This is a genomic window from Bacillus sp. RZ2MS9, from assembly GCF_001816185.2.
Taxonomy (GTDB): Bacteria; Bacillota; Bacilli; order Bacillales; family Bacillaceae_G; genus Bacillus_A; species Bacillus_A cereus.
This window is the reverse complement of the sequence record NZ_CP049978.1, coordinates 427404-449644: the sequence shown is the minus strand read 5'-3', so window position 1 is coordinate 449644 and position 22241 is coordinate 427404. Positions and strand designations below refer to the sequence as shown.

Here is a 22241-nt window from a genome sequence, read left to right as displayed (position 1 = left end):
AGTTTCTACATCCAAATGATTAGTCCGTTCGTCTAAAATTAAAACATCAGCTTTTTCTATTTTTTCATATAAGGAGCTAACACACTTAAAATCTCTTCTTTATCCTTTTTTAATTCGAGTGATGTTAACATATCCATCGTTCTCGGCCTAGGTAATTTCACTTGTACCTCGCCAACTATTGACGCTGGTCTTTGAGATAAAATAAATACGCGATCTGAAAGCAAGATTGCCTCATCTAAGTCATGTGTAACCATAACGATTGTTTGCTTCTCTTGATGCCAAGAGTTTAAAAGCCAGCTATGTACTTCCATTTTTGTAAATGCATCTAATTTACCAAAAGGCTCATCAAGCAGCATAATTGGCTTTTCACATAAATATGTGCGCAGAAAACTAATTCTTTGACGCATACCACCAGACAATTCATCTGGATAATGGTTTGCATATTCATCTAGTTCGAACTGCTTTAATGCTTCCATTCCTTCTGTCAGCCTTTGTTTTTTCGGCTTTCCTTCAATTTCTAACGGAAGAACGATATTTTGCAAAGCTGATCGCCACGGTAGTAATAAATCTTGTTGTGGCATATAACTAACAACATCTTGCTCTTGTACTTGCTTATCGTTATACGTTACGTTCCCGCTTGTTGGTTTTTCAACATTTGCAATCATGTTTAATAATGTGCTTTTCCCGCAACCACTCGGTCCTACAAAGGAAACAAACTCTCCCTCTTGTATAGAGGCACTAATATTCTCTAATACATTCTTTCCGTCGAAAGATTTCACTATATTTTTTATTTGTAATCCGCTCATTTTTCACTTGGAAGGAATTCATTTGTAAAAGCATCTTTTACATCGATTTTCTTTTTAATAACTTTGTTGTCATATAAGAAATTCATGTAATTCGTCCAAATTTCTTCCTTCTGTACTCCCCATGCTTTAGCATCATCTTGATACTTCGTACTTAACCATTTTTGGCTTTCTTGAACTAAATCTTTATTCACATCTGGAACAGCTTTAATTAAAATATCAGCAGCCTCTTTCGGTTCCTTAATTGCAAAATTATAACCTTCTGTCGTTGCACTCATAAACTTTTTCACAAAGTCTTTATCTTGCTTCGTATGTTTTTCACTCGTAATAATAACAGGACTATAGAAATCAAGCGCTGGATCTAAGTCCTTCACCATAATTGTATTTAACTCTTTTCCTTGACGCTTCGCTTCAATACCATCCCAACCGTAATAAATCCATTCGAAATCTGCATCACGGCCAATTGATTTAAAGAAATCTGTTTGTCCTAAGATGATTTTTTCAACTTTATTAAAATCAGCTTGATGTTTATCCATAATCGTCTTTAATGTCGCTTCTTCTGCTGGTCCTCCCCAGCCGCCGTAACGTTTACCTTCAAAATCTTTCGGTGACGTCATATTGTCTTTCTTAAGCGATGCAAACGCTGAAGTGTTATGCTGAATAATCGCTCCTACAGATACAACAGGAATTCCTTCTACACGAGCTAACGTTACATTTTCTTGTGCACTTATTGCGAAGTCTGCTTTTCCTGATGCTATCATTTGCTCTGCTGTTACATTGTCACCTGGTTGAATAATTTCTACATCTAATCCTTGCTTTTTGTAATAATCTTTCGTTTTCGCTACATACAAGCCAGTATGATTCGTATTTGGAAACCAATCTAATACTACTTTTACTTTTTGATCTTTACTTGCACTTTCTTCTTTCTTCGCCGGATTACATCCAGCCACACCTACCGCTACTAAGGCAGCTAACATAACTTTCAAACCTTTTTTCATTTTCTGCCGTCCTTTCTATATATCCATGGTGCTGTTATTCTTGCCATAAACTCTACGATAAAATACAGGCATAATGTCACCATAACGATGATTGCTGCAACACCAAATACTCGGGCAGTCAAAAAGGATTTTGTAGCCCTCGTAAGCATAACGCCTAATCCTTCACTTGCACCGAGCCATTCTCCGATAATTGCCCCCATTACGCTATATGTAACTGCAATTTTTAAACCTGAGAAAAAGTATGGGAGCACTGCTGGAAATTTTACCTTCTGGTAAACTTGCCATTTCGTCGCCTTCATTGTTTGTAACAGTTTCAGCATATTTTTATCTACTGTTTGAAAACCTTCTAAAATACTAAGCGCAATTGGGAAGAAACAAACGAGTATTACGACCATTACTTTCGGCAACATCCCATATCCAAACCAAATAATAAATAGCGGTGCAAGTACAACAATTGGAATTGTTTGCGAAATAACGAGCAATGGATTTATTAAAATACGAAATAACGGTATAACATCCATAATAATTGCGATGCTCGTCCCCAATAAAATTGCAAAGAATAGTCCAATTATAACTTCCTGCAGTGTTTGCATCGTATTTGGTAATAGTAAATCTTTCATCCCAATTAATTCTTGAACAATGGCAGAAGGCTTTGGTAAAATCCACGGTTCGATTTTAAATAATGAAACAGATCCTTCCCATATCGCAATGAGAAGGATAAGCCAAATAGTTGTAATAAGTTTAGATTGCTTCTGGTTTTGCATATTCATCACGGTACTTCCAAACCTTTTCATCTATCGTTACACCAGTGCTTGGACGATAATGGATTTTAATAGAAGTAATCACTTCTTCTGCTCCAGCATCGACGCAAGCTTGTTGCGCACGTTTAACGACATCAAGAAGTACATCTAATTCTCCTTCCAAAGTTGTTTCCATTGCCCCTACTTCATAACGAACTCCCGATTGTTGCACAACTTCAATTGCTTTATCGACAACAGAATATACATCTTTCGTTTTCGCTTGTGGTACTACTGAAAATGACATTGTAACTTGTTGTGACATAATAAAATCCCCCTTATAAAATTAAATTTCAAAAATAAGAAAAGGCTTTCCTACTGCGTAGGAAAGCCTTGTATGCAAGTTATTACAGAATAACATATGCTACATCACTTTAAGTAACTCCCTACGCTGGCATTATCCAGATCAGGTTGAGGGTCGATGTTTACTTACATCCTCTCAGCCAATTGGCTCCCCGGTCCTTAATTCGTTTTCATTGTAGCATGATTTATTTTATTGAACAAACAAAAGCATGCATAATCATTTCATTATTTTTGGAAAATAACCAACTTTTTCACCATGAGCTAATAACTGCTGTATAAATTCTTTATTAATTGCTGGTACTATCAATTCTTTTTTCTTAATCCATTCATTCGTTCTACGTGTACCCATTACAATTTCAGATTGCTGTGCTCCATCTCCTGCAACTTGAGAAGCAATTAACTCTGCTATTACTTCATTTCCCTTCGCTAATGCAAGTCCGGTATTTACATATTCTGAAAGTGGAACCATTTCAAGATTGTATCCACACTCTCCAATTAGCTGTATAAATTGTTCAAACTCAATTTGATGTGGATGACAAATATGTAACGTCTCTCCTACAATTTGCGCATCTTGTAAATACGATACAATTGATTTACTAGCAAAATCAATTGGTGTGAAATCAACTTTCCACTTCACATTTGGTGCTTTCCCAATTAATAGCATTGTTTTAATAAGACGATAAAATGCGTTTCCTTCAATATTTTGTTGGAACGAACCTGTTTCTGAATGACATGCTAAATTACCTGCACGATAAATATTTCCGCGCAAACCATTTTTCATTGCTTCACGAACAATGTTTTCCGCTTGTAGTTTACTATTTGAATATACATTCTCTAAGTCTACACTGTAATTAAAATCACCAGTTTTCATGTATGTATCCCATTGATCTACCGCTAATTCTAACGGGATACCAATTGTAGAAATAAAATGGAATGTAGCACCTTTCTCCGCTAATGCTAGCATACGGCTAGTTCCTTGGACATTTATATTTTCAAATTGTTTTACATCTCCAAAATGCCTTACATCTGCACCGCAATGAATTATCGTATCCATCTTAGAACTGATGAACATAAATTCTTCTTCGCTCATCCCAAGATACTCTTCTCCCAGATCACCAGCTACGGCCTGTATACGCTGTAACCATTCTTCACATATATCATTAAAGTAGCCTGTTAATGTATCTATAATTCTTTGCTGCACATCTTTGGTTGGTCTTACTAAACAATAAATAGTAGCAGATGTATCTCTCAACAATTCATATAATATGTGTGATCCTAAATAACCAGTAGCTCCTGTTAAAAAGACATTTGAAATCTGGGTTTCTTCCAAAACGTTTGCATACGTGATAGTATCTGGCTCGTGAATCACTTTATATTCACGAAATACTTCTTCTTTCTCTACTTTTACTTCTCGCTCAATTCGAGCTAATCCATATATCGTTCTTTCTTTAAAGAAATCTTGAATTGTTAAATGTGAGAAATCTTCTTTTAACAATGTTAAGACTCGTAATACTTTTAATGAATGTCCACCAATTGTAAAGAAATCATCATGCACTCCAACTTTTGAAATTCCTAATACTTCCGCCCAGGCGTTCGCTATTTGTTTTTCTGCTTTATTAGAAGGTGCAACATATTCTTGTAGCCGAACCGGTTCATACTTTTCTTCTAACTGAGCTAACTTCTTAACATCAATCTTTTTATTAGGTGTAAGTGGTAATTCATTAATATAAATTAGTTTAGATGGCACCATATAATCTGGTAATTGCTCTTGTAACTGATAAACTAATTCTGGTATTTCTTTTTTATTTAAAGTTGTATAGAACGCGATTAAATATTGGCTACCTTCCTTACTCTTCTTAGCAAAAACAGCATTTTCTTTTATATTATGATTTTGAGAAATTTTACTTTGGATTTCTCCTAGTTCAATACGATGTCCTCTAATTTTTACTTGATCATCTTTCCGATGTAAAAACTCTATATTTCCATCCTCTAGCAACTTAACGATATCACCTGTTTTATATATATTAACTATAGGATTAAAAGGGTTCGGAATAAAAGCTTCAATTGTTTTATTAGGCTTATTAAAATACCCTTTTGCTAATCCCACTGAATCTATATATAATTCACCAGGTACACCAATTGGACAAAGATTCATATTCTCATCCAAAATCATAACTTGATAATTAGCACATGGTTTACCAATGGGAATACTCGCAACATCCTCATTTAACTGACTAGGTATTTTATAGGTTGTCGTCACTACAGTACATTCTGTCGGTCCGTATACATTATAAATTTCAACATTTGTACCTATTCTTTCTCTCCACAATTTAATAACCTCTACAGGTAACATTTCACCACCAATCGCAATTCTTTTTAGGGAAGCTAGCTTATATATATCTTCTTCTGCTAAATAAGTTGCTACTTGTCGAACAAAAATTGTTGCTAATGCCAAGATTGAAGTTGCTTTCACTTTATAGATTGCATTTGCAAATGCCTCTACAGACAATCGCTCTTCCTCTAATAGTACATACAAGTTTCCTCCGCAGAATAAAGAAGCAAATGACTCCCATACAGAAGCATCGAAACTAAAGGAAGGAAATTGAGCAAATACATCCTCTTCTGTCAATTCATATTGCTTTTTCATCCAAGTGTACAGATTAACAACGCCTCTATGTGCTAACATCGTTCCCTTTGGATTCCCTGTTGAACCAGATGTATAAATCATATAAGCTACATCGTCACAATGAATAGACAACTTTACATCTATATCTTCATAAGTTTCACTATCATACATTGAAACTGTTTGAACCCCATCACATGTTATAGGCGTCTCTTTCATCAATATAACTTTCGCTTGGCTATCTTGAATAATGTACTGTATTCTACTTTCGGGATAATCTGGATCAATTGGAACATACGCTGCACCAGCTTTTAATATAGCTACCATACTTACTACTGTGTCTATGCTACGTTTCATAAATATTCCAACATAGTCTCCTAATTGGACGCCGTTTTTAATTAACATATGAGCTATTTGATTACTTTTTTTATTTAGCTCCTCATAAGTTAAAGTACCTTCCCTTGAAGATAAAGCTATACGATTTGGAAATTGAGTAACAGTATTATAGAACATATCGACGATACTTTTCTCAGGATATACTGCTGTCGTATCATTCACTTGACTATAAAGTGCCATCTCGGCCTCTGTAATAATATTAAAATGTTTTATATACTTATTAGTATTTTGTGATATATCAACTAAAACACCTTGTATTTGTTGTGCATAACGAGTAATCGTTGTCTCTTTCCAATTAACACTATTAAATATTATTTCTACACTTTGCATATTTTTACTAAATACAAATTGTAATGTATTCGTGTCTTTTAGCTCATAATATGTTTCACCAATAATAATAGGTGACATTTCATATAATGTATTACCGTTTTGAAACTCTTCTATTTCTTCCTCATTCATTTCTTTAATTTGCTCCAGTTGCTCTTCAATTTGTAAATTTAAACTTTCATAGGAGAGAAAATTAGAAACTTCAATAGTAATTGGAAATAAATTTCCTCTTACATGATAAAGCACGACAATATGTTTTTCTTTAGAAATATGATATAACCACGTTGCAGTCGCTCCTATTAAATCTACAATGTGAGTCAAATTTGAAAACAGTTCCGTTTTCCTTTTTATCCTAAGTTCTGTTCCTTGCACATCTTTAGGTATTTTAATACTTCCTTCTACTTTTCCTAAAAATTCTTTTACCATCTCATTATAAGAAATTGCTAATTTCATATTTATGTAAATTCCTCTCTTAAATATAATAAAGGTGTGAAAATTCACACCTTTTTCATCCCTTATTAAAGGGCAGATTCGTTCAATTCATAATCAGTAGCGGAGATACCCCCTTGATTAGAATTGAACTTTCTCCTTATTCGCTTTTAAACTCACCAATAAGCTCTTGTAATTCCTGAGAAAGCCAACTTAAAGAAGTCGCTAATTCTGCAATATCTTGTACTGATATTTCTTGCTCTTTCATGCTTTCTTCGACATTACTACTGCTGTTGGCATAAGTATTTGCAATATGTGATAATTCATTTACGACTTGAACAATATTCTGGCTATTTTGTAAAATGTCACTCGAATTACCAGAAACAGCTTTTACTTGATCTGTAACAGATTGCGCTGATTTTGAGATTTTTTCAAAGAAATCTCCACTACTTTGAACAAGCGAAATTCCAGTTTCTACTTCTCTTGAACCTTTTTGCATGGAAACTACAGCATCTTCTGTCTCAGCTTGTGTTTCACCAATTAATTTCGCTATATCTTTAGCAGACGCTTCCGTTTGTTCTGCTAATTTTCGTACTTCATCAGCAACAACTGCAAACCCTCTTCCAGCTGCTCCAGCACGTGAAGCCTCAATAGAAGCATTTAAAGCTAATAAATTTGTTTGATTTGAAATACCTGTAATTACAGTTACGATATCACTAATTTCTTTTGACCTTGTTTCTAACGAATAAATGATGGAAGATAAATCTTGTACTGCATTTTGGATTAAACTCATTTGATTAATAATTTGTCCAATCACTTCATTACCTTCAATTGAATGTTGTTCCATACCTTCAGAAGCAACCGCAACTTGTTTTGCAGCCCCAGTTATTTCTTCTACCTTATCTTCCATTCCATGTACAATTCCTAAACATTGTTGTACTGAAGTTTTTTGAGACTGTGCCCCTACTCTTAAACCTTCAATCGAACTTGCAATCTCTTGAACTGCCATGCTGTTTTCCTCTGTACTCGCCGACAATTCTTGTGAAGAAGAAGAAACTTGCTCAGCAGTTTGCCTTACTTTATCTATAATCCCTTTAAATTTTTCAATCGTGTTATTGAAATAAACATTAATAATTCCAATATCATCTGGTCTTTCTTTTAATTTAACACTTAAGTCACCTTCACCAATTTTACGTAACCCTTCTCGTAAATCTTTTAATGGAGCTAACGAGTGACGCACGATAAAGAATTGAGTAATAGTCGCAATTGCTAATGAAATAATGATAAAGAGTAAGCCCTGTATCATAAACTTCTCTTTTGTAATAGGAACAATGGAAGCATCTAAGTCAGCCGCAATAATTGCAACAATATTGTTTTCTCCATCTGTAATTGGTTCTAATATTGTCACCCACGAACCTATTTCATCTTCATATACTTCTGTTATTTGGGCCTTTTTCGTATCAATCACTTTATCGTATGCCTTCATCCAATGAGCGGGTTGTTCATAATAATCTCCCGGCTTTATAGGAAACGCATTTGTTAACTCTGTAGTCAAACCAACGAGTTGTAATTCTCGCTTTTCATTCGGCTTTGCTCCTGTAACATACGTTTGTCCAACACTTTTCAATTCTTTTGAAACTTCATCTAATTTCTCTGTTAACTTTTCTTTTTTCACTTTTTCGGCTGTAGGATCTTTCGCCATGTCTCTAACTAACTCTAAATCCAATTTTTTTAATACTATTTCTCCTGTTTCAATAGACTGCCTTTCAAATAAAGACATCATACTATTTTGAAACATGTTGAAACTTAACGCACCCATACTTCCAACAAGCGTCAAAATAACTAGTACGGTTAATAAGACGTTCTTTTGAAGGAACGATAACTTATGCCAATATTTTTTCATTAATATCCACCTTCCTTAACTAACATAAACAAAAAAACAAAATATATGAATATTTTGTTTGAAAATGTTTCTCAATATGTTCGAGAATAAAAAAAAGCCAATGTAAAAGCATTGGCCAAGACCAACCCTATCCGTCCGGTAACTGGCTAGCATAGCCTTTCGACCTTAGCTCCTGTAGTTTTGCGTCCTCATGTTTCCATCAGTTTGCCTTTCTCGCTGAACGAGTTGAACGATATGGGAGTTCTATGAGAATTAATTTATTCTCTTTCAAAGATTACAACATATAAATCAAAATGTCTACTTATTTAGAGATATAAATACAAATTTTTAACGCGTTGTTTTTTCAAAATAATTTCAAAAAGTACGTGAATGTTACTTTTTTTGTGTTATATAATAAAAAATGTATTAATAACAAGGATTTTTTCGGGTATTTATTTAATTTTCAATCAAATTAAACTATTCGAATATATCTTAACTAATGAATTTCGGAGGTAGTTTATCATGTTTTGGCTACAATTTCTTACCTTGTTACTCTGTATTTTTATTGGTGCACGCCTAGGCGGAGTTGGTTTAGGAGTAATGGGTGGAGTTGGTATGGCAATACTCGTTTTTGTCTTCCACTTACAACCAACGGCGCCTCCTATCGATGTAATGCTTATGATTTTGGCAGTAATTACAGCTGCTGGTGCTTTGCAAGCCGCTGGAGGAATGGACTACCTTGTTCATCTAGCTGAAAAGGCATTACGAAAAAATCCAAAACGCATTACATTCTTTGCTCCAATTGTTACTTATTTATTTACACTTTGTGCAGGAACTGGTCACGTTGCTTATTCTGTACTTCCTGTTATCGCTGAAGTCTCTCGCGAATCCGGAATTAGACCAGAACGACCAATGTCCATTGCCGTAATTGCTTCCCAACAAGCAATTACAGCTAGTCCTATATCAGCTGCAACAGTTGCACTTTTAGCAATGTTAGCTGACTATAAAATCACCTTATTAGATATTTTAAAAGTAAGTATCCCTTCTACTTTCATCGCTTGTATGATAGCTGCATTTGTTGCTAGTAAGATGGGAAAAGAATTAAATGAAGACCCTGAATACTTAAAACGATTAAAAGAAGGATTAATTCCTAAGCTTGAAGAGAAAAAAGAATTTGTAGGTGTAAAGGGCGCAAAATTATCAGTTATCCTTTTCCTTGTAGGAACCTTCCTTGTTGTACTTCTTGGTTCATTTGAAGCACTTCGTCCAGGATGGATAGTTGATGGGAAGTTAGCCCGTCTTTCCATGCCGAACACAATTGAGATGGTTATGTTAACTATCGCGGCTCTTATTATTATTTTCTGTAAACCAAATGTAGAAAGCATTGTATCTGGTAACGTCTTTAAAGCAGGAGCAACAGCAGTTGTTGCTATTTTCGGTATCGCTTGGATGGGAGATACTTTCTTTAATGGAAACTTAAATATGATTCAAGGATCGATTCAGCATTTAGTAACAAGTGCACCTTGGCTATTTGCTATCGCACTATTCATTCTATCTATTTTACTGTACAGCCAAGCAGCAACAGTTCGTGCCTTAATGCCACTTGGACTATCTCTTGGTATTCCACCAGCGCTACTGATTGCGATGTTCCCTGCAGTAAATGGATATTTCTTCATTCCAAACTATGGAACAATCGTTGCTGCCATTAACTTTGACCGTACTGGTACAACAGGTATCGGTAAATACGTATTAAATCATAGTTTTATGATTCCGGGCCTAATTGCAACATTTACTTCTATCGGAATTGGAATGCTCTTAATTTCAATTATGTTTTAAAGAAAAAGCACAAACCTTTATTTAAAAAGGTTTGTGCTTTTTTAATCAAATATTTGTTTAAATTTTGGGCAGTCTATTTCTTCATGTAGCACTTAAAATACTACACTTCCTTCCCTACAAACTTCTCTTTACTTCTTCAACTAATTTTTTCGTACTTTCATACGCAGATTCCGCTAAACTAATTGCTGAAATAACTGAAACACCGTCCGCACCCGCCTCTATAACTGCCGCTGTATTTTCAATTGTAATCCCACCAATACCAACGATTGGCACTGTAATTCCTTGTTCTCTAAAATAAGCTAATCCTTTCGTTCCTTGAACCGCTTTCGTATCTTTTTTCGTACTCGTTGGGAAAATAGGACCAACACCTAAATAATCCGCTCCATTTTCGATTGCAAAACGTGCTTCTTCAATTGTATGAGCAGATACGCCGATAATTTTATCTCCCATTTTTTCACGAACAGATGTAATTCCTTCATCATCTTGTCCAACATGAACACCATCTGCATCTAATTCAATGGCTAATTCTACATCATCATTTACAATGAAAGGAACACTATATTCCTTACAAAGCGTCTGCAATTCTTTTGCAAAGCGCACTCTATCTTCTCCGATTAAAGAACCTTCCCCCTTCTCACGAAACTGAAAAAGTGTCACTCCACCATCTAACGCTTCTTTCAATACAGCTAAAGGATCCCTCGTGCAGTTATTACTTCCCATAATAAAATACACTTGCAATAGCTTAGACATTTTATCTATTTCAATGCGTGCCATTTCTTTCACTCCCTCTTACTCTAACTCCACAATCTTCCCATACTTCTCAATATCACCTGAAGTTGTATTCGCTAATTGATTTAAAAATTCAATTTGGAAACTACCAGGCCCTTTTTCTACCGCCTTAGCAGCTGCCAGTTCCGAAGCTACACCATAAAACGTTAATGCGGCTACTGCTGCTTTTACATAATCTTTTTCCACTGCTACAAATGCTCCTATTACAGAAGTTAGTAAACAACCTGTTCCCGTAACTTTCGTTAAAATAGGGTGACCATTTCGAATAACAATAGTTCTCTCTCCATCTGTAACAACATCTTCTTTTCCAGTAATGACCGCAACTGTATTTAGTTCATCTGCTGCCTGCCTTGCAATACTTACAACATTGCCATTTCCAGTACCAGCGTCTACCCCTTTAATTTCCCATTTCTCATTAATAACATTTGCTATTTCAGCCGCATTTCCGCGGATAATTGCTAAATCTATTTCGGCTGGAATATGTCTCGCAACTTCTGTTCGATACGAAGTTGCTCCTGCACCAACTGGGTCAAATAGTACTGGCACATTGTTCGCATTTGCTGATTTACCCGCGAGTAACATCGCTTCTACTTCTTCAGGACGAAGTGTCCCCATATTTAATACTAACGCTCCAGCAATGCTAGCCATTTCTGCTACTTCTTCTTTTGCATACGCCATTACAGGCGATGCTCCAAGTGCCAACAAACCGTTAGCAGTAAAATTTGTTACAACAACATTTGTAATATTATGAACGAGCGGATTAGATTCTCTCACCAAATCCACTACTTTACTAATTTCTTTCATATTCATCCTTTTCATCTCCTAACTATAATGATGGGAGATACACAAAAAGACACTTTGCGCGTACGCAAAGTGCCTGAACATGTACTTTTACACTCTCCCTACGCTGGCATTATCCAACAGGTTCAAATGGTCAATGACGGACTAGTCATACTCTCAGTTTGCATCCACAAACTCCCATGTGCTTATTATTCATCTACTTCAAAGTCTACTCTTATTCTACTAAAATAACAAGTTTTTTACTTTTCTATTTAATATAGAAGCAACCTATATAACAATAAACATAATCAAGTGAAACTTTAATCAGTGAGTGTTTTGTTCATCCCACTAAAAACCGATCAAATATGGAGCGAAACTGAATCTCAAGAAGATGTATGCTATATTTAACTTATGGAAATTTGAAAGGATGTTTTTAATATGTCAAAAAGCGTTGTAATCGCTGAAAAACCTTCCGTTGCACGAGATATTGCTCGTATACTTAAGTGCGATAAAAAAGGAAATGGCTACCTTGAAGGTAGTAAATATATTGTAACTTGGGCTTTAGGTCATCTCGTTACATTAGCAGATCCAGAAAGTTATGATGTGAAATATAAAAAGTGGAATTTAGAAGATTTACCGATGCTACCTGAGCGTTTGAAATTAACGGTTATTAAACAAACTGGTAAACAATTTAATGCTGTAAAAAGTCAGCTACTTCGAAAAGATGTAAATGAAATTATTGTAGCAACAGACGCGGATTTATCTCTATAAAATATAATTGCACATAAATCCTAAAACACCTTTCATCCTTAATTTAACTGTGGTATCTAATACTTTTATAATTGTACATAAAAAGAAGCACATAATTTATCTTTAAATTATGTGCCTCTTATTTATTTACTGTAATAAAAGTATTAGATACACTCTTCAAAAATTCTTCTAGTACGAGGTTAAACATTAATGATTTTAACCGTATCGCTTTAATTTCAGAACTAAAAGTGTGCTCACCCAAAATAGACAGATCTGCCAAGCTAAAAGAATCTGAAAATGAAAATGAGTATTCAGATGAATTAATCAAGTTGACTACCTAGCTAACAATTATCAATACACCATATGGGACTACAATTACTTTCCTAACTTGATTGCTTTTTTTATATTACTGAATGCACCTTTACCATATAATAGTACCCCCCCGCGGTAAACACGGCTCGTTAAACCTATCATTATAAATATTGTTGTTAATAGAATAACTAATGCAAGAGCAATTTCCCATACTGGGATATTCAAGAATCCAATTCGTACGAGCATAACAATAGGAGTGAAGAATGGTATATAACTAGTAATGGTAATAAAAGAGCTGCTTGGATTTGAAATGCCATAAAGTGCGATATACAAAGCAGCAAGTAACATGATTGTCAGCGGCATAACTGCTTGAGAAGCTTCCTCTATACGACTAATAATGGAGCCGAATAGACAAGATAATGAGCCATATAATAAAAATCCTAAAGTGAAGAATATAATCCCATACACCACTAAGGTAGGAGCGAATGAATATAAATCAATTCCATTTAAAATATCATTCTTCGATCCATTAATTGCTGTTTTATAGCCTACAGTTGCGACAAAGCCCCAAATTATTATTTGAGTAATCCCAGCTAATAATGTTGAAAAGAGCTTTGCAAATAAATGTTTTGTAGGCGATATACTTGAAACAACTAACTCCATTACACGCGAAGATTTCTCAGTTGCAACATCTGTAGCTAGTTGTGCAGCATACATTAGTATCATTAAATAATTAAGGAAAATAAATACATTAATTAAAATTGCTACACTTTCTTTATGCTCTCCATCTTTAATCTTATCTGAAACTGTTTTGGTCTGTATTTCTACTGGCGTAGTTAGTACCTTTAAATTGCTTTGCGAAAGATTCAATTGCTGAGCGAAATTTGAAGATTGTATTTGAGATAAAATAGTTTGAACCTTTGTAACATCTTCCTGATTTACATCTGTCTCAGCTATATACGTAGCATTCAGCTGTTTATTATCCAATTCCTCTATAACTATTGCATATGTATATTCACCGTTTTTAACGCCCGATTCTGCCTTTTGTTTATCCGTACTGTGCTTTACATGTAATTTACTATCGACATTTTTAAATACTTGATGAATTGTTGTATATAATTCTTCTTTTTCTGTAACAACAACAACGTTTTCTTCCCCATTCCCCACAAAAAAGTCATAAATCTTGTCAACATTCATCAATCCTATAATTAACATAGAAATTATTATTGTAATAGCAATAAATGATTTTGATTTCACCTTAGATTTATAGTTTTGTAAAAAAATTGTCCAGAAACTACTCATATTGTGCACCTACTTTCGCAATAAAGATATCATTTAGTGTAGGCTCTTCTACTGCAAACTTTTTAACATACCCTAACTTCGTTATTTCTTTAAATAAAACATGTGAAACTTCTTCATACGAAATTTTAAGAGTAACCGCATTCTTACGTTTCTTAATACTTTCTACACCTTTTATTTCTTTCAAATGGTCAAAGTCATGATCGCCAACGATTACAACATTCTTTTTACCAAAATCACTTTTAATTTTAGCAATGTCACCCTGAACAACAGGTACTCCTTTATGCATGATACAAATGTGTTGGCATAACTCTTCCACATGTTCCATACGATGCGAACTAAAAAGAATTGACGAACCTTGTTTTTGCATATCAAGAACAGCTTCTTTTAACATTTCAACATTTACTGGATCTAAACCGCTAAATGGCTCATCTAAAATCAAAAGTTCAGGCTTATGTATAATCGCTGTTATTAACTGGATTTTCTGTTGATTACCTTTTGAAAGTTCTCCTACTTTTTTGTTCAAATACTCTGATATATTAAAACGCTCCAGCCAATATAGAAGCTCCTTTTCTGCATCTTTACTTTTCATGTTCTTTAGTTTTGCAAAAAAGTTAACTTGTTCTTTGACAGTCATTTTCGCATAAAGACCACGTTCTTCTGGTAAATAGCCAATCTTATCAGTAACATCATAATTTATAGGTTTACCATTCCATGAAATAGATCCGCTTGATTTTGATAATAGTCCAAGTATCATTCGAAATGTAGTAGTTTTACCAGCTCCATTCCCACCCAGGAATCCAAATATTTCACCCTTCGGTATCTCGATATTCAAATTATTTACCGCGACATGATCATCAAATTTCTTTGTTAAATCTTTAATTATTAAAGTCATTATCCACACCCTTAATCCCCAAAATGATTTTTTTATACAATTGTATATCCATAGTCAACCACAATATTTTGTCCCCTAATTGCATCGCTCTTATCAGACATTAAAAATAAAATGACATTTGTAACATCGGAAATTTCAACAAATTTTCTATACGGTATCTTTTTTAATAACTTATCCCCTTCAAAAGATTTCAATAAATTTTCGTTACTATCGTTTATAATATAGGAAGGTGACACACAATTAACTTTAATATCTCTCTTTTTATCCTTCAAAAAATCAATACTTAAATTTTTAGTTAAGTGAATTAGAGCCGCTTTCGATGCCCCATATGCAATTCTATCCTCATGTGCCACTATACCATTTTGTGAGGCTACACTAATTATTGAGACACGTTGTGAAAATGAACTGTATAAGGATTTGAGTAAAAAAACAAAACACTTGATATTTAAATCAAATGTTTTATCCCACTCTGCATTTGTCACATTATAAAAATTAGATAAAGTATTAAGCCCTATCAAGTTGATAATACAATCTATAGTTATATTATTCTCTTCTAAGTAATTGGATAAAAATCTAATATCTTCTTCTTGATTAACATCTAATTTAAAATAGAATTTATTAGTATCTTTCATTCTTTTTTCTTTATAAGTTTTATCGATACAGTATATATTTTTTGTATCTTCAATTTCTAATTGTAAATCTTTACCGATAAATCCATTAGCACCTAGTATCAGTATATTACCACTCAATTTATTCCTCTCCTTACAATATCGAATACCCAATATACACCACTCGAAATAACTGCTGTTATGAGAATAAAATTTACTAGCCCTAACAGTAACTCAGAAGACTTTATCTTTTGTCTATTTAATATAAATTTTTTGAAGTTTTTCATATAATCTTCTGAACCTATAATTAGATTTATAACCCAATAACCATCTAATTTTAAAAACGGCATCATATTAATAAAAATAATTATACAATTTATTAAATATACATATAATATTACATCGGATTTTGAAAGGAAATACACTATGGCTAATAAGCTTCCTAAAAGCATTTGGCCAACAATACCTGATAACATTATAGATATTTTCTGTTTTCTTTCAAGCGTTCTCATATAGTTAACATTTGTGAAAAATAACAATAAAAAGAAATATCTAATTATTATTCCAAAACGCATATTATTAGAATTTATATACTTTCTATAGGTATAATAATGAGAAAATTCATGAAACGAAATTATAAATAGCTGAGCTATGTATATATACAATAAATAATACACATTAAAGTTCATTGAGTTGCTATTGTAAAATGAATAAGCCTCCTTAATAACAAAAGGAAAAGTCGTTCCAAAAATTATAAGTAAACATAGGAATAAGTATTTAAAAAATTTAATGTTTTCTATTTTATATAATGTCTCAAACCTCTTTGTGCTTACACTTAAAGTTAGTAACTTAAAATTTAAAAGGTTATATTTTTTATTACCAAATAAAAATCTTTCTAACCCTTCAACTTTTTCACTTGTTTCGATATTATAACTTTTAAGATACTCTAATGTATTCTGATCTGCTTGTAACATTCTTTCATTTTTAGGGTTATATATATAAACATAATCTTCTATGTAGTATTCAAGGTTTACATTGCAAACATTTAAATTATGTACCTCTTTCAAACTAATACCCTCTTTGCAATTATTTTCATAGCTTTTGACAATACATTAGTATTTATTAAAAGCGTAGGAAATAATGTAATACCATTATCATCTTCGTTATTCATATAATGGTATACTAAGATACCTAACTCTTTTAACTTGTTAACTAATTCTATAGTTTTGATTTGATCATTTATAGGGATAGAAAACATTCCTCCAATACCCGTATAAGTGATATTTTGCTTACTTAGAGTATTTGATACAATATTATCTATTTCTTGTACATTACTAATAATGAATTGTTCATTTTCTAGAATATAATCTAATGTCATTTTCGCTGATAAAACTCCTAGCAAATTACCATTTTGAGTAGAGAAGTGCTCTATATGTTTATTTTTGAGCGCGTCTTCTATTTCTTTTGAAATTATTACTGCCCCAAAAGGAAGAATTCCATTGTTTATAGATTTACTTAAAATTAAAATATCAGGCTGCACTCCTAATTCTTTAAAGAAAAAACGATTACCTGTTCTATAAAAACCTGTTGCAACCTCATCGAAAACCAGTAATATGTCAAATTTTTTTAATGTTCTATATAATTCGATAATAAATTTTTTATTAAAAATAAAAACCCCACCTGAACCAATAATGGGCTCAAATAAAAAGGCTGATATATTTTGATGATTTTCTTCTATAAAATTCAGCACATTTTCTTCATCATCCTGATTTTCAGGTGTTTTAATACTCCAAAACCCTTCTAATTTAGGTTTGTATTCTTCAGTAATCTGATCATCTAATCCACTAGCTGATATACCCGCAAAAAATGTTCCATGATAACTTTTATCATAAGTAACTATTTTTTTGTCATTCATGTTTAAATGCCTTACAATTTTTGTAACCAATTCTGTTCCTTCCGAACCACTATTAGTAAAAAAGACTTTATTATATACAAAATCTTTTTCATTAATAAAATTTAATAAAGCATCACTATAATCACTGTAAATATGATGGTTGTAAGCATGGATATCTAAAAAAGGCAATGATTTTTGTAAATACGAATCGAATTGAGATGATACTCTTTGATATAACTCTTTATTATATCCTAATGAGACATTCCATAGACCACTTCTTAAGTCTAAATATTTTTTTCCATTAGTATCAAATAAATAACTATCTTTAGCTTCCTCAAGTTCGATATTATAAAAGGTGGTTTGAGTAATACTTCCCATTGGAACAACATAAGTATTATTTTTCATTATTTTTCAGCTCCAAAAAATACAACATTTTCCCATTGTATAATAACTTTAATTTATAATTTAGTTCTCGAGAAACTTCCTTAAAGAATTCCATGGTATGTAAAAACTTTACTGAATACCCTACCTTTTTCACACCATTTCCCTCCATGTAAATATTCAAAACATACTTATTATCTATAATGGAATTACTTATAAAAAACATACTATCATCTGTTTTATAATTCAAAACTTCTCCATAATTATCTTTGATATAATTATGATTAAGAAAATCAAATATTATCTCCCCATGATTATCCAAAATACCTTTAGCCTTTATTAAAAAGCTTTTAAACTGTTCTTCTGAAAATAAAGATACAGTTGTAGCTGGTATAATAATTTTTGTGAAATTATTTTTATTAATAGTTTCTAAATCCTCAATGCCAATAGTAAAAATTTTCTCTCTATATTTAGGGTCTATATATTTTATCATTTCCAATTGTGGTTCAACACCATAAATATTGAAACCTTCTCTAGATAAAACATTAAATACCCTTCCGTTACCAGATCCTATTTCCAGTACTACATCACGTTTAGTTATTTTTTCTCTATAAAAATCTAAATCATTTATTTCAAATTTATCACCTACCGAAAGGTTATAAAATTCAGCAAAATGTGAATCTGAATAAATGTTATCTGAAATTTCCACGTTCCCCTTCTGTATTTTCTTCAAAAAGGGACCAAATATATACTTACTATGCATTTTCCACCAATCCCTTATATTCATTCAAAATCTCATCATATTGTTCATTAAAACGTTCCTTTAGAAAATTATGATTATTTTTTTGATCCGCTTCTAAAATTTCAAGGAACGTTGCGTTTGTTTCAAAAATTTTATTTGTCTGGATATTATAAACAAAAGAACCTTTATTGTTTTTAATACCAATTAGCTTAAATTCAACAATTGTATCTATTAATGGATCCAATGTATTCTTTGTATATGGCGTAATAAAGGTGGTTTCATCCCCCTTAAATGATGATGATAGATTGAATATCAATGGAAATATACTCTTAATTACAGAATCATACTTATCTTGTTCTCCATTATTCGTCTGATATTTTGACAAAATATCAAAATAACTTAAATTAATATTTCTTGAAACTAGATTCTCTTTCATATAATCATTGAAAATTCCATCCGAAAAGAAAAATAATCTATTATTTGTAATAGTTTCTGTCAAACTTGCATAATCAAAAATTGCTTTTTTACTTTGCATGTTCTCGACTACACTCGTTTGTTTAAACTTGCTTATTAAGGTATCGAACTCATCTTTATCTACAGAAATTAAATCCTCTTTTTGAAAATTTGTTAATGTATTGTTAAAAAGAATAATATTAGGTACTTGTTTCAAGGAATCCGCTTCAAATTCAACTTCCTCACTTGATTGATCTATAAAAATCGAGCTATTAATTGCCATATTATAGTAAACTTCCGCGTTAATACTTTTAATATTTTTGCTATTATCCATGTATAGATGTTTTAATAAATTTTTATTTATAGTATGCGGGTATACCCCTGAGAACAATGACATTAACCCATTTCTTAAATATAGTAAATGAGTCATCTTCATCTTTTCTTGATCTATTTGGAATTTTCCTTTTAAAGGCTGTAATACATCTAGCAACTCTAAATTACCATGTTTCATTTCTAAATTATCATTTACTATATAAAATTCAGTTCCTTCTACTTCCTTTTCTAAAAATCCCACTAACTTATATATTCTTTCCAAGCTACCACTGACGATAAATATATATTTTTGATACTCTTGAAAATCTAGATAGTCAACAAAATCAATAAATGTGTTATTATCAAAATCAAATTTATCAAAATGTATATCGATAGATGCATTAGAAAGTAACTCTTTTGAGTTACTTTCTAATGCATTTTTAAATAAACCTTGCTCCTCAATTACACAAGAAATTCCAATCATAAGTTTGTCCCCCTGATTTTTCTAGTTGATACCTCTGAAGTTTTTTATCTTACAATCTATTTAATTTAATTATTACGTTTCTGTAGTACATTACTTACTAAAATCCCAGAGCCTATAGTCATTAACGTTCCTAAAAGAATATTAATGTATAAATTAGTACTATTAATAATAGCAACCAATCCTAACACTATTAATGCAGGGATTATAATATATATATACTGATTATGGATATTAATCATGTAAGTATTACTCCAGCTACTGTAGCTCCTGCACCCACAACACCTGCTCCAATGCCCACTCCAGTCCAGAAGTCCGTACCATGTGAATTTAATTCCTCTAATTCAATTTCTTTAAAGAATAATTTCTTCATACTTTTTCGCCTCCTTATTTGAATTTTTTATTTTTTTACTGCTGTGATCATGTAATTACAAGTAATCCACCGGCAAGACCTGCTCCAATAGCTGCTCCAGTAGCTACTCCCTCCCAGAACGAATTTAACTCTTCTAATTCAACTTCTTTAAAATATAATTTCTTCATTCTTTTCACCTCCTTACAAAATGAAATATACACATAATCAGGTTACGATAATAAGTACCCCAACGCCTGCTGCTGCTCCTACCCCAGCCATAGCTGCTGTTTGAGCCCATAATGGTGTCGAGTTCAGTTCTTCTAATTGAATTTCTTTAAAGTATAATTTTTTCATAATTACATTAATCATTCCTTATGTTAATATAGCAATGCCAACACCGACTCCTACAGAGGCACCTGCACCTACAACTACTCCAGCGCCCATGCACCAGCCGCAATTTAATTCTTCAGTTTCAATTTCTAAGAATTTTAGACATAACATTATTCGTTCATCTCCTTTCATTTATCCTTCAGAGGCATCAACTAAAAATCATTTATTAAATTATATATATAAACAAAATAAATGATTCAATATATGATTTTTAATTATTATTTTCCACCCATCATCTGGGAGGAAAATAATAAATAAATACCATATATAACAATTTAAGGATAACACAAAATTACGAATAATGAATATGCAATAATGCATATTCATTTAGTAACTAGTAATCAAAAAAAAATTTAGTGGTAATATAAAGATTCAAACCTGTCCTTTAATACTAAAACTATCTATGCCCAAAATTAACGGCATGAGCACCACCTTTATTTAGAGTGCACTTTCAAAACAGATTAATTGAACGTGCCTCAATTTTTTCTTCCAATGTATATATTAAAAATAACATTGGTTGCTTTTATTGGAAAAACGCCTTAAAATATCGATTAACGATATATCGGAGGTGGCTATAATAAATAATGCAGCAGGGCAATACATCCCATTAACAGAAGCAAAATACTATATTTTATTATCATTACTAAAACCCCTACATGGTTATGGAATTATGCAAGCGGTAGAAACTCTTACACATGGAGAAGTCAAACTTGGACCTGGTACATTGTATGGGAATACAAAAAAGTTATTGAATGAAAAGCTAATTGTTGAGGTAGCATCCATGGATAGGAAGAAATATTACGTACTAACCTCCTTAGGTAAAGAAGTTTTAGAACTTGAATTTAAACGATTACAACGCACTGTTCAAAATGGCCTGAGTATTTTTAATAAAGAATAGTAAGTAATTCTAGTTCTATTGCTAAAATAAAAGAGCATAAAGCGCATATATTCCTAACGGAATTGTAGCTTATGCTGCAAATCCAAACAATTGCTGAATGAATTCTTTCTGATTTTGGACAGACTGGTCCCGTAAATCAAGCTGTTCTTTTTGACTCCTACTCCAGAAAGAATGGATGTAGCTGTATCAAAACATTTGAACCCTAGCATAGAACAAGATCATCGCTTCTTTATAAAGCGATGATCTTGTTCTACTATGTTATTCAAGTACTTTTGTTGTCTAAATTGCATACCATCAGGTATGCTTTTTTCTTTTTTTAACTGTTCAATTGCTACAGGATAAGCTGGGTTCTTATAGACTGTTATAACACATGGCTTTGAAAAATAAAAAGACCGCAAAGCTTTCTTGAAAAAGCGCTTTGCAGCCTTCTGGTTTCTTGTTTTGTTTAGGAAAAAAATCAATTGTGTTTCCTTTCGAAGCTTCTAAACAAGAACTAAACTTTAAAATAAAA

Annotated in this window: 20 protein-coding genes, 2 pseudogenes and 3 riboswitches; of the genes and pseudogenes, 3 read left to right on the top strand and 19 right to left on the bottom strand. The window is 32.4% G+C overall.

What is annotated here, in order from left to right:
* Window positions 1-56 precede the first annotated feature (56 nt).
* From BHV55_RS02315 to BHV55_RS02290, 6 genes are all read right to left on the bottom strand, one after another.
* The gene (locus tag BHV55_RS02315; RefSeq protein WP_000016085.1) at window positions 57-806 is read right to left on the bottom strand and encodes an ABC transporter ATP-binding protein; all 750 of its coding nucleotides are present in this window, start codon (window positions 804-806) and stop codon (window positions 57-59) included.
* Window positions 803-1801, bottom strand: a complete 999-nt coding sequence (locus tag BHV55_RS02310) for an ABC transporter substrate-binding protein (protein ID WP_000715568.1) — start codon at window positions 1799-1801, stop codon at window positions 803-805. Before BHV55_RS02310 ends, BHV55_RS02315 begins: the two co-directional genes overlap by 4 nt.
* Window positions 1798-2571 carry an ABC transporter permease gene (locus BHV55_RS02305; protein WP_001057166.1) on the bottom strand — a complete coding sequence of 258 codons (774 nt, stop codon included), beginning with the start codon at window positions 2569-2571 and terminating at the stop codon, window positions 1798-1800. The genes BHV55_RS02310 and BHV55_RS02305 overlap by 4 nt, the downstream gene beginning before the upstream one ends.
* The gene (locus tag BHV55_RS02300; RefSeq protein WP_000082906.1) at window positions 2543-2863 is read right to left on the bottom strand and encodes an MTH1187 family thiamine-binding protein; all 321 of its coding nucleotides are present in this window, start codon (window positions 2861-2863) and stop codon (window positions 2543-2545) included. The genes BHV55_RS02305 and BHV55_RS02300 overlap by 29 nt, the downstream gene beginning before the upstream one ends.
* A 101-nt stretch (window positions 2864-2964) precedes the next feature.
* Window positions 2965-3066, bottom strand: a riboswitch (TPP riboswitch).
* A gap of 52 nt (window positions 3067-3118) precedes the next feature.
* Window positions 3119-6700, bottom strand: coding sequence for a non-ribosomal peptide synthetase family protein (locus tag BHV55_RS02295; protein ID WP_070758058.1), 3582 nt, complete (start codon window positions 6698-6700; stop codon window positions 3119-3121).
* Between the two features lie 136 nt (window positions 6701-6836).
* Entirely contained in the window at window positions 6837-8579 is a 1743-nt protein-coding gene (locus tag BHV55_RS02290; protein ID WP_070758056.1) for a methyl-accepting chemotaxis protein, read from the bottom strand.
* Between the two features lie 134 nt (window positions 8580-8713).
* Window positions 8714-8798: riboswitch (cyclic di-GMP riboswitch) on the bottom strand.
* 282 nt (window positions 8799-9080) lie between these two features.
* Here BHV55_RS02290 and BHV55_RS02285 point away from each other — a divergent pair.
* Window positions 9081-10394 carry an anaerobic C4-dicarboxylate transporter family protein gene (locus BHV55_RS02285; protein ID WP_000498691.1) on the top strand — a complete coding sequence of 438 codons (1314 nt, stop codon included), beginning with the start codon at window positions 9081-9083 and terminating at the stop codon, window positions 10392-10394.
* Window positions 10395-10508: 114 nt separating this feature from the next.
* Here the strand turns inward: BHV55_RS02285 and thiE are convergent, their stop codons facing one another.
* Both thiE and thiM read right to left on the bottom strand, forming a co-directional pair.
* Entirely contained in the window at window positions 10509-11168 is a 660-nt protein-coding gene (thiE, locus tag BHV55_RS02280; protein WP_000090965.1) for a thiamine phosphate synthase, read from the bottom strand.
* Window positions 11169-11183: 15 nt separating this feature from the next.
* Window positions 11184-11993, bottom strand: coding sequence for a hydroxyethylthiazole kinase (gene thiM, locus BHV55_RS02275; RefSeq protein WP_001056095.1), 810 nt, complete (start codon window positions 11991-11993; stop codon window positions 11184-11186).
* Between the two features lie 72 nt (window positions 11994-12065).
* Window positions 12066-12175: riboswitch (TPP riboswitch) on the bottom strand.
* A gap of 226 nt (window positions 12176-12401) precedes the next feature.
* On the opposite strand from thiM, the pseudogene BHV55_RS02270 reads away from it, so the two are divergent.
* Window positions 12402-12719 (top strand): annotated as a pseudogene (locus tag BHV55_RS02270) (toprim domain-containing protein); the annotation flags it as partial.
* Between the two features lie 369 nt (window positions 12720-13088).
* Here the strand turns inward: BHV55_RS02270 and BHV55_RS02265 are convergent.
* The 10 genes from BHV55_RS02265 to BHV55_RS27620 all read right to left on the bottom strand — a co-directional run bounded on the left by BHV55_RS02265 (window position 13089) and on the right by BHV55_RS27620 (window position 20943).
* Window positions 13089-14327, bottom strand: coding sequence for an ABC transporter permease (locus BHV55_RS02265; protein WP_063262182.1), 1239 nt, complete (start codon window positions 14325-14327; stop codon window positions 13089-13091).
* Window positions 14320-15219, bottom strand: a complete 900-nt coding sequence (locus tag BHV55_RS02260; protein ID WP_063262183.1) for an ABC transporter ATP-binding protein — start codon at window positions 15217-15219, stop codon at window positions 14320-14322. The genes BHV55_RS02265 and BHV55_RS02260 overlap by 8 nt, the downstream gene beginning before the upstream one ends.
* A gap of 32 nt (window positions 15220-15251) precedes the next feature.
* Window positions 15252-15968: an SDR family oxidoreductase gene (locus BHV55_RS02255; protein ID WP_063262184.1), complete on the bottom strand. Its 717-nt coding sequence runs from the start codon at window positions 15966-15968 to the stop codon at window positions 15252-15254.
* On the bottom strand, window positions 15965-16894 hold the full coding sequence (locus BHV55_RS02250; RefSeq protein WP_063262185.1) for a M50 family metallopeptidase: 930 nt from the start codon (window positions 16892-16894) through the stop codon (window positions 15965-15967). The genes BHV55_RS02255 and BHV55_RS02250 overlap by 4 nt, the downstream gene beginning before the upstream one ends.
* Window positions 16891-18126, bottom strand: coding sequence for an aminotransferase class III-fold pyridoxal phosphate-dependent enzyme (locus tag BHV55_RS02245; RefSeq protein WP_063262186.1), 1236 nt, complete (start codon window positions 18124-18126; stop codon window positions 16891-16893). Before BHV55_RS02245 ends, BHV55_RS02250 begins: the two co-directional genes overlap by 4 nt.
* The gene (locus BHV55_RS02240; protein ID WP_235608005.1) at window positions 18116-18811 is read right to left on the bottom strand and encodes a methyltransferase domain-containing protein; all 696 of its coding nucleotides are present in this window, start codon (window positions 18809-18811) and stop codon (window positions 18116-18118) included. The genes BHV55_RS02245 and BHV55_RS02240 overlap by 11 nt, the downstream gene beginning before the upstream one ends.
* A gap of 46 nt (window positions 18812-18857) precedes the next feature.
* Entirely contained in the window at window positions 18858-20093 is a 1236-nt protein-coding gene (locus BHV55_RS02235) for a hypothetical protein (protein WP_063262187.1), read from the bottom strand.
* 235 nt (window positions 20094-20328) lie between these two features.
* Window positions 20329-20463, bottom strand: coding sequence for a hypothetical protein (locus BHV55_RS27630; RefSeq protein WP_257145089.1), 135 nt, complete (start codon window positions 20461-20463; stop codon window positions 20329-20331).
* A gap of 204 nt (window positions 20464-20667) precedes the next feature.
* Window positions 20668-20796: a hypothetical protein gene (locus tag BHV55_RS27625; RefSeq protein ID WP_257150070.1), complete on the bottom strand. Its 129-nt coding sequence runs from the start codon at window positions 20794-20796 to the stop codon at window positions 20668-20670.
* Window positions 20797-20814: 18 nt separating this feature from the next.
* Window positions 20815-20943, bottom strand: coding sequence for a hypothetical protein (locus BHV55_RS27620; RefSeq protein ID WP_257150069.1), 129 nt, complete (start codon window positions 20941-20943; stop codon window positions 20815-20817).
* Between the two features lie 466 nt (window positions 20944-21409).
* Between BHV55_RS27620 and BHV55_RS02230 the strand changes: the two genes are divergently transcribed.
* Entirely contained in the window at window positions 21410-21730 is a 321-nt protein-coding gene (locus tag BHV55_RS02230; RefSeq protein ID WP_063262218.1) for a PadR family transcriptional regulator, read from the top strand.
* A gap of 69 nt (window positions 21731-21799) precedes the next feature.
* Here the strand turns inward: BHV55_RS02230 and BHV55_RS02225 are convergent.
* Window positions 21800-22207: pseudogene (locus BHV55_RS02225) on the bottom strand (DDE-type integrase/transposase/recombinase); the annotation flags it as partial.
* Window positions 22208-22241 lie beyond the last annotated feature (34 nt).

Coding starts and splice junctions, on each gene's coding strand:
- BHV55_RS02315 (WP_000016085.1), bottom strand. CDS start 806: ATGAGCGGATTACAAATAAAAAATATAGTGAAATCTTTCGACGGAAAG.
- BHV55_RS02310 (WP_000715568.1), bottom strand. CDS start 1,801: ATGAAAAAAGGTTTGAAAGTTATGTTAGCTGCCTTAGTAGCGGTAGGT.
- BHV55_RS02305 (WP_001057166.1), bottom strand. CDS start 2,571: ATGAATATGCAAAACCAGAAGCAATCTAAACTTATTACAACTATTTGG.
- BHV55_RS02300 (WP_000082906.1), bottom strand. CDS start 2,863: ATGTCACAACAAGTTACAATGTCATTTTCAGTAGTACCACAAGCGAAA.
- BHV55_RS02295 (WP_070758058.1), bottom strand. CDS start 6,700: ATGAAATTAGCAATTTCTTATAATGAGATGGTAAAAGAATTTTTAGGA.
- BHV55_RS02290 (WP_070758056.1), bottom strand. CDS start 8,579: ATGAAAAAATATTGGCATAAGTTATCGTTCCTTCAAAAGAACGTCTTA.
- BHV55_RS02285 (WP_000498691.1), top strand. CDS start 9,081: ATGTTTTGGCTACAATTTCTTACCTTGTTACTCTGTATTTTTATTGGT.
- thiE (WP_000090965.1), bottom strand. CDS start 11,168: ATGGCACGCATTGAAATAGATAAAATGTCTAAGCTATTGCAAGTGTAT.
- thiM (WP_001056095.1), bottom strand. CDS start 11,993: ATGAATATGAAAGAAATTAGTAAAGTAGTGGATTTGGTGAGAGAATCT.
- BHV55_RS02265 (WP_063262182.1), bottom strand. CDS start 14,327: ATGAGTAGTTTCTGGACAATTTTTTTACAAAACTATAAATCTAAGGTG.
- BHV55_RS02260 (WP_063262183.1), bottom strand. CDS start 15,219: ATGACTTTAATAATTAAAGATTTAACAAAGAAATTTGATGATCATGTC.
- BHV55_RS02245 (WP_063262186.1), bottom strand. CDS start 18,126: ATGAAAAATAATACTTATGTTGTTCCAATGGGAAGTATTACTCAAACC.
- BHV55_RS02235 (WP_063262187.1), bottom strand. CDS start 20,093: ATGATTGGAATTTCTTGTGTAATTGAGGAGCAAGGTTTATTTAAAAAT.
- BHV55_RS27630 (WP_257145089.1), bottom strand. CDS start 20,463: ATGAAGAAATTATTCTTTAAAGAAATTGAATTAGAGGAATTAAATTCA.
- BHV55_RS27625 (WP_257150070.1), bottom strand. CDS start 20,796: ATGAAAAAATTATACTTTAAAGAAATTCAATTAGAAGAACTGAACTCG.
- BHV55_RS27620 (WP_257150069.1), bottom strand. CDS start 20,943: ATGTTATGTCTAAAATTCTTAGAAATTGAAACTGAAGAATTAAATTGC.